Below are 13,803 nucleotides of genomic sequence, written 5' to 3'. Positions count from 1 at the left end.
GAAATTATTTCTGCAAAACATTATTTTACCTGCCCGCGGAACCAGAATTGCGTTGCCAGTTCATCCTGCCGCTTGGCATCCACTCGTTGTTGCTCATTTGCAACATGCTTCTGTTTTTGCGTCAGCACCTGGTCCAGCACTTCGCGCTTGGCCCAGGCCGTGTTCAGGGCGCGCTGCGAGATGGCCATGTTGGCCTCGTGCAGGTGCAGGTCGGTACGGTGCTGGTCGGCCATCTGCATGACGGCCTGCTTGAAGTTGCCGCAGTTGACGGACAGGGCCAGGGGCAGGGCACCGCTGGGGCCGCTATCCGTGTACAGGCCCGTCAGGCGCTCCAGGTTCTTCTGGTAGCGCTCGCGCACGGCCGTCTGTGCCGCCATTTCGCCTTGCAGGCGTTCCACCTCGGTGCTGCGCAGGCCGACCAGCGTGGTCAGGTTGCGGATGGTATGCGCGTCGCTCACAAATACTCCTAGGCCATGATGTGTTCAAGTTGTTCGATGCACGGCCCCATCGGCGCCTCTTCCTTGGTGCCCTGGCACAGGAAGGCCTCGATCGGCCCATGCAGCTGCACGGCGCGGTCGGTGATGGGGTCGGCGCCGGGCACGTAGGCGCCCAGCGGGATCAGGTCGCGCACGCGGGCATGGCGCGCCATCGACGCTTTCAGCGCGCGCGCCGCCTGCATGTGCTCGGGCGTGATGACTTGCGCCATGCAGCGGCTGATCGAGGCGGCGATGTCGATGGCGGGGTAGTGGCCCCGCTCGGCCAGTTCACGCGTGAGCACGATGTGGCCGTCGAGAATCGCGCGCGCCGTGTCGACGACCGGGTCCTGCTGGTCGTCGCCTTCGGCCAGCACGGTGTAGATGGCGCTCATGCTGCCGTCCTGGTGGGCGCCGTTGCCGGCGCTCTCCACCAGCTGCGGCAGGTTCGAAAAGACGGACGGCGGATAGCCGCGCGTGGCCGGCGGCTCGCCCAGGGCCAGCGCCACTTCGCGCAAGGCCATCGCATAGCGCGTGAGCGAATCGACGAGCAGCAGCACGTGCTTGCCCTGGTCGCGGTAATGGGCGGCGATCGAATGGCACAGTTCGGTGGCCATGATGCGCATCAAGGGCGATTCATCGGCCGGGGCGATCACCAGCACGGCTTTCTTCAAGCCTTCGGCGCCCAGCGACTTTTCGACGAATTCGCGCACTTCGCGGCCCCGCTCGCCGATCAGGCCGACGACGACGACGTCGGCCACCGTCTGGCGCGTGATCAGGCCCAGCAGCACGCTCTTGCCGACGCCGGAGCCGGCCATCAGGCCCACGCGCTGGCCCTTGCCCAGGGTCAGCATGCTGTTGATGGCGCGCACGCCCACGTCCAGGGGCTCGACCACGGGTTGTTTCTTCAGGGGATTGATCTTCGGCGGCGTCACTTCCAGGATGTGGTCGCCGCCGAGGCGGCCCAGGTCGTCGATGGGCTCGCCCAGGCCATTGACCATGCGGCCCAGCCACGAGGGGCCGATCTGCAGGCTGGCCTTGTCGGGCAGGGGCAGCACGCGCGCGCCCGTCGTCAGGCCCGTGGCCTTCTTGAACGGCATCAGGTAGGACAGCTTTTCGCGGAAACCCACCACTTGCGCGTCGAGCCACTCGCCATTCACAGTTTCAATTTGACAACGCTGGCCCGTGTGCAGCCGGCAGCCGGCGCTTTCCAGCAGCAGGCCGGAGGCGCCGACCAGGCGGCCGGTGGGTGTCGCGACCGGAATATCGCCGATCTCGAAGCTGCGCAGCGTGTCGGCGATCATGCAGGCGCGCCCTGGTCCGCGTGTTCGGCCGCCAGCGCCAGGTGGCTGCTGACCTGTTCCATGCAGGCCGACAGGCGCTGGTGGCAGCCCGCGTCGACTTCGTTGTCGCCCGCCTTGATGCGGCACTCGCCCGCGTCGAGGCGGGCGTCGGCGATCAGGTTCCAGCGCTTGGCGCGCTTCGGATCAAGTTCGCTGATGCGTTTGAGTTCTTCCGGATTGAGGAAGACGTCGATTTCCTCGCGCGTGGGCGGCATCGAGGCCAGGGTCTCGTCGACGAGGGCCAGCAATTGCACGGGCTGCAGCGCCAGTTCGGCGCGGATCACCTGGCGCGCCACCTTGGCCACCAGGTCGACCACTTCCTTGCGCTGCGCGGCGCGGTAGTCGGCGCGCACCTTTTTCAGGTCGCGCAGGATGGCGTCGACGGGGCGCGCCAGGCGGTCCAGGGCCACCAGGGTTTCATTGCGGCCTTCTTCGCGGCCATGCGCGATGCCATCGCTGCGCCCGGCATCGTAGCCATCCTGCTGGCCCTGCACGAGGCCCACTTCGTAGCCGTCGCGCTGGCCCTGCTCGAAGCCTTCCGAGACGGACGCCTGCCACTGGCCGTCCGTGTCCTCGGCGGAGGCGCGCTGGCCGGCGGCGATGAATTGCGACAGGGGCGGGAAACGATACGCGCGAAAGTGTTTCATTCGATCACCGCTTCGGCAAACAGCTGCACCTCGATCTCGCCCGCATCGGCGAGGCCCTTGACGGTGGCCATGATTTCCTGGCGCGTCTGTTCGATGCGCGACAGCGGCACGGGGCCGGAACGGCGCATCATGTCCTCGAAGCTCTGCGCCTGGCGGCGCGGCATGGTTTTCAGCACGGCTTCGCGGATCGACGGTTCCGCGCCCTTCAGGGCGATGGCCCACTGTTCCATCGGCACGTCTTCCAGGATGCGCGTGAGCGTGACATCGCTCTGCGTGGCGAGGATCAGGAAGTCGTACATGCTCAGTTCGATCTCGGATACCACCTCCGGATCGTGCGCGCGCAGCAGCTCGACGAGCGCGGCGCGGTTGCCCGGCATGCGGTTGAGGATCTCGGCCGCCTGGCGGATGCCTTCCACGCTGGTGCTCTGCGTGTCGAGCGTGCCCAGGCAGCGGCCCACGAGTTCGTCGAGCTCGACCAGCAGGTCGCGGTCGATCTCGTCCAGGCGGGCCAGGTTCAGCAGGACCAGGTCGCGGCCTTCGGCGGGCAGGGCGTCGAGGATCTGGCCGGCCAGCGCGGGCGGCAGGAAGGCGAGGAACACGGCTTGCATCTGCACGTGCTCGTTGACGATGTATTCGGCCAGCCATTTCGGCGAAGCCCACTGCAGGCGTGCCATCTTGGGGCGGATGGCATCGCCGTAAATGTTGTTCAGCACGCTGTTCGCGATATCGCTGCCCAGCGCCATGTCCAGCGAGCGCTTCAGGTAGCTGCGCGAGGCGCCGTGCACGCCGCTTTGCTGGCGGTAATCATCGAAAAAGGTCTGCATGGCCGTTTTCACGGCCTCGACCTTGATGCCGCTCATGCGCGACATCACTTGCGTGACTTCCAGCAATTCTTCGCGCGACAGGCAGCGCAGCACGTTGGCGGCCTGCTCTTCGCCCATGCTCAGCAGCACGATGGCGGCTTGTTCCACGGGACTCAGGCTGACGTTCTCGACTTCTGCGTCGTCAGGGAAATTATTGTTGTTGAGTTCGGCCATTTTTCTGCATCCATTGTTTGACGACTTCGGCGACACGCTCGGGTTCTTTTTCAGCCAGCACTTTCAGGTGGTCGACCATCACGTCGACCGCCGAGCCAGGCGGCGGCAAGTCATAGTTTTCCAGCAGCGGCACGACCGGCATGCTGCCCGCCGCGGCCGCTTCACCTTCGAGGGCCGGCAGGCCATTGAGGCCCAGGGCCGGCGTACCGGCCGCGGCCGCGCCAGTCGCGCCGGCGGCGGCGGTGCTGCTGCCGGCCAGGACCGGGGCAGGATCGAGCTGTTTCAGGACGGGCGGCGCCAGGCGCGCCGTCAGCAGGCGCAGCAGCGGACGCAGGATCAGGAAGTAGCCGAGCACGGCGCCGAGCGCATACAGCAGCCAGCTGCTGAAGTCGACGACGGTGTCGCGTTCTTCCCACCACTGGGCCACGGGCGCCTTGGCAGGGAAGGCGAGGGCCGTCAGGCTCAGGCTGTCGCCGCGCTGGGCGTTGATGCCCAGGCCGCTGCGCAGCATTTTTTCGATATTGCCCAGTTCGGCAGGCGTCCAGCCCGTCTTGGGGTTCGGTGCGGCGGCGCTGTTGAGCACGACGGCGACGCTGAGTTTTTCCAGGCGGCCACGGCTGCGCTTGATCTGCGTGATGCTGCGGTCGTAGGCGTACTGGCGCGTGGTGGCGTTCTTGCGGGCCGTGCCGTCGTCGGACGGCTTCGGCGCGCCATCGGCGGGCGCGGCGCCGGCCGCATCGGCAGGGGCGGGCACGGCGGCGGCGGGCGGACGGTTCGACAGGCTGCCGGGAATGCCGGCCACGGTGCGGTTGCGCTCCTGCTCTTCGCGCATCGCTTCGCTCGTCACTTTCGGGGCTTCGCCGTATTTTTCCAGCGTTTCGTCCACGCGGTCGTTGTTCACGGCGGCCGTCACGCTGAGCTTGAAGTTGTCTTCGCCGATGACGGGGCCGAGCAGGCCCGTGACGTTGCGGCGGATGTCATCCTGGAAACGTTTTGCGCCTTCATTGCCGGCCGCGGAAGCGTCGAAGCCATCGCTCAGGTCGACGTGCGAGGACAGCAGGTTGCCGCCCTGGTCGACCAGGCTCACGCGCGTGGGCGCCAGGCTGGCGACGCTGCCGGCCACCATGTTGATGACGGCGGCGATCTGTTCCGGCGCCAGGGTGCGGCCCGGTTTCAGGGCCACCACCACGGAGGCGGACGATTTGTCGCCATCGCTGGCAACGAAGGAGGTGGACTTGGCAATCGACAGGTGGACGCGCGCCGAAGCGATGGCGTCCATCGTCATGATGCTTTGCGCCAGCTCGCCTTCCAGGCCGCGGCGGAAGCGCACGTCCTGCACGAACTGCGACACGCCCAGCGGGTCGTTCTTGTCCATCAGTTCCAGGCCGGCCGGCAGCTGCGCCGTCACGCCCTTCGAGGCGAGCAGCATGCGCACCTTGCCCAGCATGGCGTCGGGCACCAGCACCTGGCCGCTGTCCGGATGCAAACGGTAGGGGATGTGTTCCGCGTCCAGCGTCGCCATCATGTCCGTCACGGCCACTTTTTCGCGCGCGCCGAAGACCGGCTTGTAGTTGGCCTGGTCGCGCCAGGCATACATGGTCACCATGGCGGTGATGCCGACGGCCAGCGCGACGATGGGAACCAGGTTTTTCAGCAGGGCGGGCGGGATGGCGGGCTGGGCGCCAAGGCGCCAGCGCGCAAATGCGGACTTCATGGGGGTAATCACTTGGAGTAACTTTCGCTGGGAGGCAGGGCGTGGATCTGGGCGTGGATCTTACAGGGGCAGTTTGATGAGTTCGTCGACGGCGCCCATGACCTTGTTGCGTACCTGCATCAACATGGAGAAGGACAGGCTCGCTTCCTGGCTGGCCAGCATGGCACCGACGAGGTCATCGCTCTTGCCGCTGTCGACGTCGCCCATTTTCTGCGCGGCCATGCGGTCATCGTTGTTGACCTTGCCGACGGCGTCTTTCATGCTTTGCGCGAACGAGAAGCCGGAGGCTTCCCCTGTGCCGAACTGGGCGGCCGGCGCGATGCTGGCGCCCAGGGCGCGCGCGTCGTTGCTCAGTGCTGCCAGATCGGCCTTGATCAGACCTGCGAGTTCATTGCTCATCTTGCCCTCTACTTTCAATATGCGGTGACGTATCAATCAGAAATACTGGTGTTGCCATGCCAGCGGAAGGCCATCGTCCTGCCACCCGCCCGGCCCGATTCCCAGGGCCCATCAGTCTTATCAGTTGCCACACCATCCGCTGCAAGCAGATCGAAACAAATCCAGCAAACCCGCGCCGACGCGATTTACATGGCCATGACAACCAATATAGAGCTGATAAAAGTTTCTACAGGTGGCAATAAGAGGGACTGGAAACTGCCATAAAAACCGGAATCAGGTAAGCGGAATGGCGCACTGCAAATCTAATTTTTGTCGCTATAAGCTTACCTCGCGGCAACTATAAAGTAAAGAGAGGATTGGCTCAAGAAATATTGATACATGGCAATATTTAGGTTTTTCCTGTATTGTTCAGCACCGTAATCATGCAGCATGCGATACGATGCGCAATCGTTTGCCGGCCTTGCCATCGGCAAGGCCAAGATGATGCTGTATTTAATTTCGGGCGATCCGTATAATTTGTTCTGCCACCGCAATACCGACATGACTACTACATGACAACCATTACCAAGACAGATCAAACGACGCGCCATCAAGTCCTGGATTCCTGTCTGCTCGGACGTCCTGTCCATTTGCTGCATGTCTTCGGCGCCCAGCTGCGCGACGACCTGGCCGCGGCCTTGCGTCAGCCCATGAGCCGCCGCTACTGGGGCAATTTCCAGATCGACGCCGTCGCCTTGTCGCGCGTCGAGAGCGAAGACAGCGTGAATCGCTGGCTGAGTTTCTCCACGCCCGCCGGCCAGGCCGGCTTCACGCTCGAGCGCCAGATACTCTTGAGCGTGCTGAACTATCGTTACGGTAGTGCTGGCGCCAAGGGCGCGCCGCCCGATCCGGCCCGCGTGCGCGTGACAGCGACGGAAGAGCGCCTGGCTGTGGTGCTGGGACAACAGCTCGTTTCCAGCCTGTTCGCGCGCATCCACAAGAACCTGCAAGCGCTGGGCAAGAACAGCGCCATCGATGCCAGCGCCGAGGTCGCCGTGCAGTCGGGCGTGCATCCGGCCCGCGGCAGCTGGATCGTCACCGTCTCGCTCAGCGATGTCGAGGCGGGGCAGAGCGGCAGCTTCTGGTTTTCGCTGGACAAGCGCCTGATGGCCGACGTGCTGCGCGGCCTGCTGCCCGAGCGCGCGCAGGCGAAGAAAGCCCTGCGCAGCGTGCGCCCGCTGGCGTCGCGCCTGCAGGTGACCCTCGAAGGCCGTCTCGTCAGCAAGCAGGTGCAGCTGGGCGCCCTGTTCGACCTGCGCGTGGGCGACGTGATTCCCGTCAGCCTGAGCCGCACGGACGTGATGCTCGACGATTCCCGTTTATTTACAGCAGCCGTTTCCGAACACAAGGGCAAGCTCTGTTTAACCTCATTTGAAGATGTCGAATAATATGAATATGACCGATACCAACCAGAGCGAAACCCTGCTGGAAGACCTGGGCGACGATATGATCATCGACCAGGGCGACGTCGCCGACGTGGCCAGCACCCGCGCGCGGCGCGACATTCCGCAAATGATGCGCAAGATTCCCGTGACCCTCACGCTGGAAGTGGGCTCGGCGCGCATCTCGCTGGAGGAATTGATGGCTATCGGCCCGGAAAGCGTGATCGAACTCGACATGCTGGCCGGCGAGCCGCTGGTGATCAAGGTCAATGGCACGCCCATCGGCCGCGCCGAAGTGGTGGTGGCGGGTGAAAACTATGGCTTGAAAGTCATCGACCTCGACGGCCTCAATCTCGACCTGATGACAGCATGAAGCTGGCGGTACCCGGTATGACCCGGCGCCACGGCCCGCTGGCCGCGGCGCTTGCCTTGCCCGTTCTGCTGCTGTGCTGCAGCGCCGCCGGCGCCCAGGACCTGCTGTCCGGCGTGGTGCCGGGCGCGAAGACCGACCTGTCGGTGAAGATGCAGATCCTCGTCGTCATGACCCTGCTCGGGCTGCTGCCCGTGATGGTCATGATGATGACCAGCTTTACCCGCTTCGTCATCGTGCTGTCCCTGCTGCGCCAGGCCCTGGGCCTGCAGCAGGGCTTGCCCAACCGCATCGTCACCGGCATCGCCCTGATCCTGACCCTGCTCGTCATGCGTCCCATCGGCGACCAGGTGTGGAAGGAAGCCTTCGTGCCCTACGACCGCGACCAGATCGGCATGCAGGAAGCCCTGAAGATCGCCGAAGTGCCGATTTCGCGCTTCATGCTGGCGCAGACGAGCAAGGCGGCCCTGGCGCAGATCGCCCACCTGGCCGGCGAACCGTCGACCATGCGCCCGCAGGACCACAGCTTCACGGTCAAGCTGGCCGCGTTTGTCTTGTCCGAACTCAAGACGGCTTTCCAGATCGGGTGCATGCTGTTCATACCGTTCCTCATCATCGATCTGGTGGTGGCGTCCGTGCTGATGGCGATGGGCATGATGATGCTGTCGCCGCTGGTCATTTCGCTGCCGTTCAAGCTGCTGCTGTTCGTGCTCGTCGACGGCTGGACCCTGACCGTCAACACTTTAGTTACCAGCATACAGGCGTATTGATCCATGTTGACCCCTGAAGTCGCCGTCGACCTGATCATCGAAGCGCTGCACGTCGTGATGCTGCTGGTGGTCATCCTCGTCGTGCCCGGCCTGCTCATGGGCTTGCTGGTCGCGCTGGTACAGGCGGCCACGTCCATCAATGAGCAGACCATGAGTTTCCTGCCGCGCCTGCTGGTCACCCTGCTGGCCCTGATCCTGGCCGGACGCTGGATGGCCGGCTACCTGATGGATTATTGCGTGTCCATTTTTCAGCGCGCCGCCACCCTGGTCGGATAGCGCCGCGCGCCATGGACCAGATTTTCAACCAGGTGCTGCCGTTTCTGCTGGCCGTGTGGTGGCCGTTCTGCCGCATTCTGGCCATGCTCAGCGCCTCGCCCGTGATCGGCGACGGCGCCGTGCCGGCCACCGTGCGCATCCTGCTGTCGCTGGTGCTGGCCATCCTCATGCTGCCCGTCATGCAGGCGTCGGGCGCCTCGCAGGAGCTGCTGAAGATCGATCCGTTTTCGCTGCATGCCGTCGTCGCCACGCTGGAACAGGCCGTCATCGGCTTCATCCTGGGCCTGGCCTTCCATTTCGCCATGTCGGTGATGTCCGTGCTCGGCTACCTGGTGTCGAGCCAGGTGGGCTTTTCCATGGCCGTCATGAACGACCCGCTGAACGGCACCTCGTCGGACGTCATCACGGGCTTGCTCACCATCATGTGCATGATCGTTTTCTTTTCCGTCGACGGCCACCTGGTGCTGACGGGCGTGATCGGCGCCAGTTTCAAGGCCTGGCCCGTGGGACAGGGCTATGCCCCGCTGCTGCTGCAGACGGTGGCCTACAACGTGGCGTGGATTTTCGCCGCCGCCATGCTGCTGGCCTTGCCGATCGTGTTTTCCACCATGGTGGTGCAGCTGGGCTTTGGCTTCCTGAACCGCGTGGCGCCGTCGCTGAACCTGTTTTCGCTGGGCTTTTCCATGATCACCGTGTTCGGCCTGCTGATGCTGGCGCAGATCGTGCGCTTCATTCCCGAACACTATATCGCCATGACGAATCGCGTGCTCGACATGATCGCCGAACAGATGCGGGTGGCCCATGGATAGCGCACGCACCATGCGCAGTCCGCTTGCAGGCATCCGGTGCTCGCCGTGCCTCCGCACGGCTGCGCTACTCGACCCGGCATTGAACTTGCTCGCCACGCTTGCAGGGCACCTGCGGAAAGGTGTGGCGCATGGCCGATAGCAGCACGGGCGACAAGACAGAAAAGGCGTCACAGCAAAAGCTGAAGAAGTCGCGCCAGGAAGGGCAGGTGGTGCGCTCGCGCGACCTGTCGACGGCGCTGGGCATCCTGATCAGCATGAAGCTGTTCGTCTTCCTGCTGCCCGGCTACCTGGACACCTTCCGCCAGCTGTTCGCCATGTCCTTCATGCCGCTCGACAGCAAGGGCGCGCTCGACAATGCCATGTCGATGGCCTTCACCACTTCGGTGGGCCTGCTGATCAAGATGATCGTGCCCCTGTTCTGCGTGCCCCTGTTCGTCGTGCTCGGCTCCTTGATCCCCGGCGGCTGGGTCATCAGCACGAAGAACTGGATGCCGAAGATGGAGCGCCTGAGCCCGGCCAAGAACCTGGGACGGCTGGTGTCGCCCAAGCATGGCTTTGAATTCGGCCTGTCCATCGCCAAGGCGGCCGTGCTGGGCATGGTGCTCGTGCACGTGAGCCGCTCCAGCCTGACGCAGTACGTGGACCTGCAGCACCGGCCCTTGCAGCAGGCCATGCTGGACGGTTCGGCCCTGATGCTCGACGGCCTGATGGCCCTCGTGGCCGTGTTCGTGCTGTTCGCCGTCATCGACGTGCCGGCGCAGGCCTTTTTCTTTGCCCGCAACCAGCGCATGAGCAAGCAGGACGTCAAGGAAGAGCACAAGAGCAGCGAAGGGCGGCCCGAAGTGCGCCAGCGCATCCGCCAGCTGCAGCAGCAGATCGGCCGGCGCAGCGTGCGCAAGACCGTGCCGGACGCCGACGTGGTGATCGTCAACCCCGAGCATTACGCCGTGGCGCTGAAGTATGACCAGGACCGCGCCGAGGCGCCGTTCGTCGTTGCCAAGGGCGTCGACGAGATGGCCCTGTACATCCGCCAGGTGGCGCAGGAGCACCATATCGAAACGCTGGAGCTGCCGCCGCTGGCGCGCGCCATCTACAACACCAGCCAGGTGCAGCAGCAGATTCCCGTGCAGCTGTACCAGGCCGTCTCGCAGGTGCTGAACTACATCCTGCAGCTGAAAGCATTCCGTTCTGGGCAGCGTGCTGCCCAGCCCCCATTTCCCACCGAGGTGGTCGTGCCATCTCATTTGAGCGAGGTAGTACCTTCATGAATTTCCTGAACCGGTTGGTTGCCGAAATGCGCCGCCACAAGTTCGCCACGCCGCTGTTCCTGCTGGTGATCCTGGCGATGATCATCCTGCCGCTGCCGCCCGTGCTGCTCGATATCCTGTTCACGTTCAATATCGTGCTGGCACTGATCGTCATCCTCGTCAGCGTCTCGGCCAAGCGGCCGCTCGACTTCTCCGTCTTCCCGACGGTGATCCTGGCCACCACCATGCTCAGGCTGACCCTCAACGTGGCGTCCACGCGCGTGGTGCTGCTGCATGGCCACACGGGCGCGGACGCGGCCGGTAAAGTCATCGAGGCCTTCGGTAACGTGGTGATTGGCGGCAATTTCGTCGTCGGCATCGTCGTCTTCGTGATCTTGATGATCATCAACTTCGCCGTTGTCACCAAGGGCGCCGAGCGCATCTCGGAAGTGTCCGCGCGCTTCACCCTGGACGCCTTGCCGGGCAAGCAGATGGCCATCGACGCCGACCTGAACGCCGGCCTGATCAACCAGGAAAAAGCCCAGCTGCGCCGCAAGGACGTGGCCGCCGAAGCGGACTTCTATGGCGCCATGGACGGCGCCTCGAAGTTCGTGCGGGGCGACGCCGTCGCCAGTATCCTGATCCTGATCATCAACATGGTGGGCGGCGTGGCCATCGGCTCGCTGATGCACGACCTGTCGTTCGGCGATGCCTTCCGCCAGTACGCGCTGCTCACCATCGGTGACGGCCTGGTGGCGCAGATCCCCGCGCTGCTGCTGTCGGCCGCCGCCGCCATCCTCGTCACGCGCATCAGCGATTCGGGCGATTTCGAGCAGCAGGTGGCGGGCCAGGTACTGACGTCGCCCACGGTGATCTTCAGCGCGGCCGGCATGATGGTGGCGCTGGCCTTGATCCCGGGCATGCCGTGGTTCATGTTCATGACCTTTGCCGCCGTGCTGGGCTTCGTCGCCTGGCGCCTGACCAAGCGCGTGAAGGCGCCCGACGCGGCCGGCATGGCGGCCATCGAGGCGGCCCTGCGCGAGGAAAAGCCGGCCGAACTGGAATGGCAGCAGCTGCCCGCCGTGCAGCCGCTGATGGTCATGCTGGGCTATAAGCTGGTCGGCATGGTGGACAAGACGCAGGGCGAACCTTTGAATAAGCGCGTCAAGGGCGTGCGGCAGAGCCTGTCCGAATCCATGGGCTTGCTGTTGCCGAATATCGGCGTGCGCGACGACCTGGCGCTGAAGCCGTCGCAATACGCGATCGTGCTGTCCGGCACCGTGGTGGCGCAGGCGGAAGTGCAGGCCGACCGCCTGATGGCGATCCCGTCGCCGAATGTGTATGGCCAGCTCGACGGCATTCCCGGCATCGAACCGGCCTACGGCATGCCCGTCACGTGGATCGAGCCGGGCGACAAGGCGCATGCGCTGGGCCTGGGCTACCAGGTCATCGAGGCGCCCAGCGTGATCGCCACGCACTTGTCGAAGATGGTGCGCGAATACCTGCCGGAACTGTTCCGCCACGAAGACGTCTCGGCCATGATGGAACGCCTGACGGCCCTGTCGCCCAAGCTCGCCGGCGCGCTGGACAAGGCCCTGACGCACACGCAGATGCTGCGCGTGTTCCGCGTCTTGCTGGCCGAAAACGTATCCCTGAAGGATATCGTGCCCATCGCCACCACCTTGCTCGACAGCTCCGAGACGACCAAGGACCCGATCCTGCTGGCGGCCGAAGTGCGCTGCGCCCTGCGGCGCCAGATCGTCAGCGGCCTGTTCGGCCAGAAGATGGAAATGCAGGCGTTCAATCTGGGCGGCGAGCTGGAAAACATGTTGCTGGGATCGTTGAACCAGGCGCGCCAGGCGGGCAAGGTGACCCTGGATAACTATCCGATCGACCCGCACCTGCTGTCGCAGCTGCAGGTGAACATGCCGGTGGCGCGCGAGCAGATGAAGCAGCAGGCGACGCCGCCGCTGCTGCTCGTGCTGCCGCAGATCCGTCCGCTGCTGGCCCGCTACGCGCGCCTGTTCGCGCCGGGGCTGCATGTGCTGTCGTACAACGAAATCCCGGAAAACCGCGAAGTGAGCATCATCGGCACGGTGGGGTAAGGTGTGCATCAGCAAAAAAAACGGCGCCGCGGGCGCCGTTTTTTTATGCTGCGTCAATCCTGCTCGTCGATGGGCGGCAGCAGGTCCGGCTGCGGCTCGGGTTCGCCGGCCAGCAGCAAGACTTCCTCTTGCGGCAGATCAATGTTATCGCCGTAGTCATAGCCCAGCGGCGCCGCCACTTCGCGCGAGACGATGGGCGCTTCCTCCTGCTGCGCGGGCGGGGCGGGCGTCTCGGGATCGGCGGCCGCTTCCGCTTCCGGCTGCGTCAGCAGCAGCGCCACTTCGGCCATGGCGCGGAACAGGGGCAGCGACAATGCGGCGGCGGCTGCCTGCATGGGATAGTTGCCGTGCACGCGCTGGGCGTGCAGCTGGCGGTTCAGGCGGCAGCGCACGACGCGCAGGCCGGCGCGGCGCACGGCGTCGGCGATCGCGGGCAGGGCCAGGCGCAGGTGGCGCAGGGCCGGCTCTTCATCGGCGGCCAGTTCCAGCAGCACGCCGTCGGCCACCGGCTCCATCTGCACCAGGACGCGGCCGATGCCGAAGATGACCAGTTCGACGCGCAGGGCCACCTTGGCCTGGCGCCGGCGCGGCGCATGTTCCTCGTCGCCGTCGCTGGCCAGCACGCGTAGCAGCAGGCGCTGTCCGCCCCAGCCGTAGACGGCAAAGCGCCATGCTTCGCCATCCATGGCCAGCGGCGGCCGGGCGCCTTCGCGCAGCAGCGCCGGCTGCTGTTCGGCCATGAACAGCTTGCCCGGCAGGTGCTGGCCGCGGGCCTGCTCCTGCAGCGCGGCGTACTGTTCGCCATACGTCCTGACCATCACGCGCCAGGAAGCGGCCAGCTGCGCCGGGTCGGGCGGCTGCCACACCAGCTGGCGCGTAAAAAACAGTTGATTGACCTGCATGGCGCTGCTGTCGCGCGCCGTCGCGCCGCTGCCGGCGCCATCCGCGTTCGGCTTGATCAGCGCGGCCAGGCCATCCTGCGCCTGCTGCAATTGCGCGGGCAGGGTGCCGGCGTCGGGGGCGGGCGCCATGAAGGGGCCGACGGGCACCAGCGGCTGCACCACGCCCGGCGTCATCGGCGTAGCGGGGCTGACGTCGAGGCGCTGGGTAATCAGGGGCAGGGGATTGCCTGCGGACACACGCTCTATCGCCATTGCTCGCTCCGCGTGGGATGAATAAAAAAAAGCCAACT

Annotated in this window: 14 protein-coding genes; 7 read left to right on the top strand and 7 right to left on the bottom strand. The window is 65.1% G+C overall.

Annotated features, from left to right (window positions below):
• Positions 1-20 precede the first annotated feature (20 nt).
• Genes EBS11_RS15285 through EBS11_RS15260 form a run of 6 tightly spaced genes read right to left on the bottom strand, consistent with a single transcriptional unit; the run spans position 21 to position 5,613 of the window.
• Positions 21-458, bottom strand: a complete 438-nt coding sequence (locus EBS11_RS15285) for a flagellar export protein FliJ (RefSeq protein WP_086145673.1) — start codon at positions 456-458, stop codon at positions 21-23.
• A gap of 8 nt (positions 459-466) precedes the next feature.
• Entirely contained in the window at positions 467-1,777 is a 1,311-nt protein-coding gene (gene fliI / locus EBS11_RS15280) for a flagellar protein export ATPase FliI (protein WP_290604005.1), read from the bottom strand.
• Positions 1,774-2,463: a flagellar assembly protein FliH gene (gene fliH / locus EBS11_RS15275; protein WP_290604003.1), complete on the bottom strand. Its 690-nt coding sequence runs from the start codon at positions 2,461-2,463 to the stop codon at positions 1,774-1,776. The genes fliI and fliH overlap by 4 nt, the downstream gene beginning before the upstream one ends.
• Positions 2,460-3,500: a flagellar motor switch protein FliG gene (locus tag EBS11_RS15270; RefSeq protein ID WP_290604001.1), complete on the bottom strand. Its 1,041-nt coding sequence runs from the start codon at positions 3,498-3,500 to the stop codon at positions 2,460-2,462. The genes fliH and EBS11_RS15270 overlap by 4 nt, the downstream gene beginning before the upstream one ends.
• A complete protein-coding gene (gene fliF, locus EBS11_RS15265; protein WP_290603999.1) occupies positions 3,478-5,214 on the bottom strand; it encodes a flagellar basal-body MS-ring/collar protein FliF in 1,737 nt (578 codons plus the stop codon). The genes EBS11_RS15270 and fliF overlap by 23 nt, the downstream gene beginning before the upstream one ends.
• Before the next feature lie 60 nt (positions 5,215-5,274).
• Positions 5,275-5,613, bottom strand: a complete 339-nt coding sequence (locus tag EBS11_RS15260; protein WP_290603997.1) for a flagellar hook-basal body complex protein FliE — start codon at positions 5,611-5,613, stop codon at positions 5,275-5,277.
• A 551-nt stretch (positions 5,614-6,164) separates the two neighbouring features.
• Here EBS11_RS15260 and EBS11_RS15255 point away from each other — a divergent pair.
• From EBS11_RS15255 to EBS11_RS15225, 7 genes are all read left to right on the top strand, one after another.
• Positions 6,165-7,040: a FliM/FliN family flagellar motor switch protein gene (locus tag EBS11_RS15255; protein ID WP_290603995.1), complete on the top strand. Its 876-nt coding sequence runs from the start codon at positions 6,165-6,167 to the stop codon at positions 7,038-7,040.
• A gap of 1 nt (position 7,041) precedes the next feature.
• Positions 7,042-7,407, top strand: a complete 366-nt coding sequence (locus EBS11_RS15250; RefSeq protein ID WP_070220030.1) for a FliM/FliN family flagellar motor switch protein — start codon at positions 7,042-7,044, stop codon at positions 7,405-7,407.
• A gap of 17 nt (positions 7,408-7,424) precedes the next feature.
• Positions 7,425-8,174, top strand: a complete 750-nt coding sequence (gene fliP, locus EBS11_RS15245; protein WP_290603991.1) for a flagellar type III secretion system pore protein FliP — start codon at positions 7,425-7,427, stop codon at positions 8,172-8,174.
• Positions 8,175-8,177: 3 nt separating this feature from the next.
• Positions 8,178-8,450 carry a flagellar biosynthetic protein FliQ gene (locus tag EBS11_RS15240; protein WP_289905390.1) on the top strand — a complete coding sequence of 91 codons (273 nt, stop codon included), beginning with the start codon at positions 8,178-8,180 and terminating at the stop codon, positions 8,448-8,450.
• Positions 8,451-8,461: 11 nt separating this feature from the next.
• The gene (locus EBS11_RS15235) at positions 8,462-9,259 is read left to right on the top strand and encodes a flagellar biosynthetic protein FliR (RefSeq protein WP_290603987.1); all 798 of its coding nucleotides are present in this window, start codon (positions 8,462-8,464) and stop codon (positions 9,257-9,259) included.
• Positions 9,260-9,387: 128 nt separating this feature from the next.
• Positions 9,388-10,527: a flagellar type III secretion system protein FlhB gene (locus EBS11_RS15230; RefSeq protein WP_290603985.1), complete on the top strand. Its 1,140-nt coding sequence runs from the start codon at positions 9,388-9,390 to the stop codon at positions 10,525-10,527.
• Positions 10,524-12,611 carry a flagellar biosynthesis protein FlhA gene (locus EBS11_RS15225; RefSeq protein ID WP_290603983.1) on the top strand — a complete coding sequence of 696 codons (2,088 nt, stop codon included), beginning with the start codon at positions 10,524-10,526 and terminating at the stop codon, positions 12,609-12,611. Before EBS11_RS15230 ends, EBS11_RS15225 begins: the two co-directional genes overlap by 4 nt.
• Before the next feature lie 53 nt (positions 12,612-12,664).
• Here the strand turns inward: EBS11_RS15225 and EBS11_RS15220 are convergent, their stop codons facing one another.
• The gene (locus EBS11_RS15220; protein ID WP_290603982.1) at positions 12,665-13,765 is read right to left on the bottom strand and encodes a hypothetical protein; all 1,101 of its coding nucleotides are present in this window, start codon (positions 13,763-13,765) and stop codon (positions 12,665-12,667) included.
• Positions 13,766-13,803 lie beyond the last annotated feature (38 nt).

Origin of the sequence: Janthinobacterium sp., assembly GCF_009923995.1 — a bacterium.
Taxonomy (GTDB): Bacteria; Pseudomonadota; Gammaproteobacteria; order Burkholderiales; family Burkholderiaceae_D; genus Janthinobacterium.
This window is presented reverse-complemented; position numbering and strand designations above follow the sequence as displayed.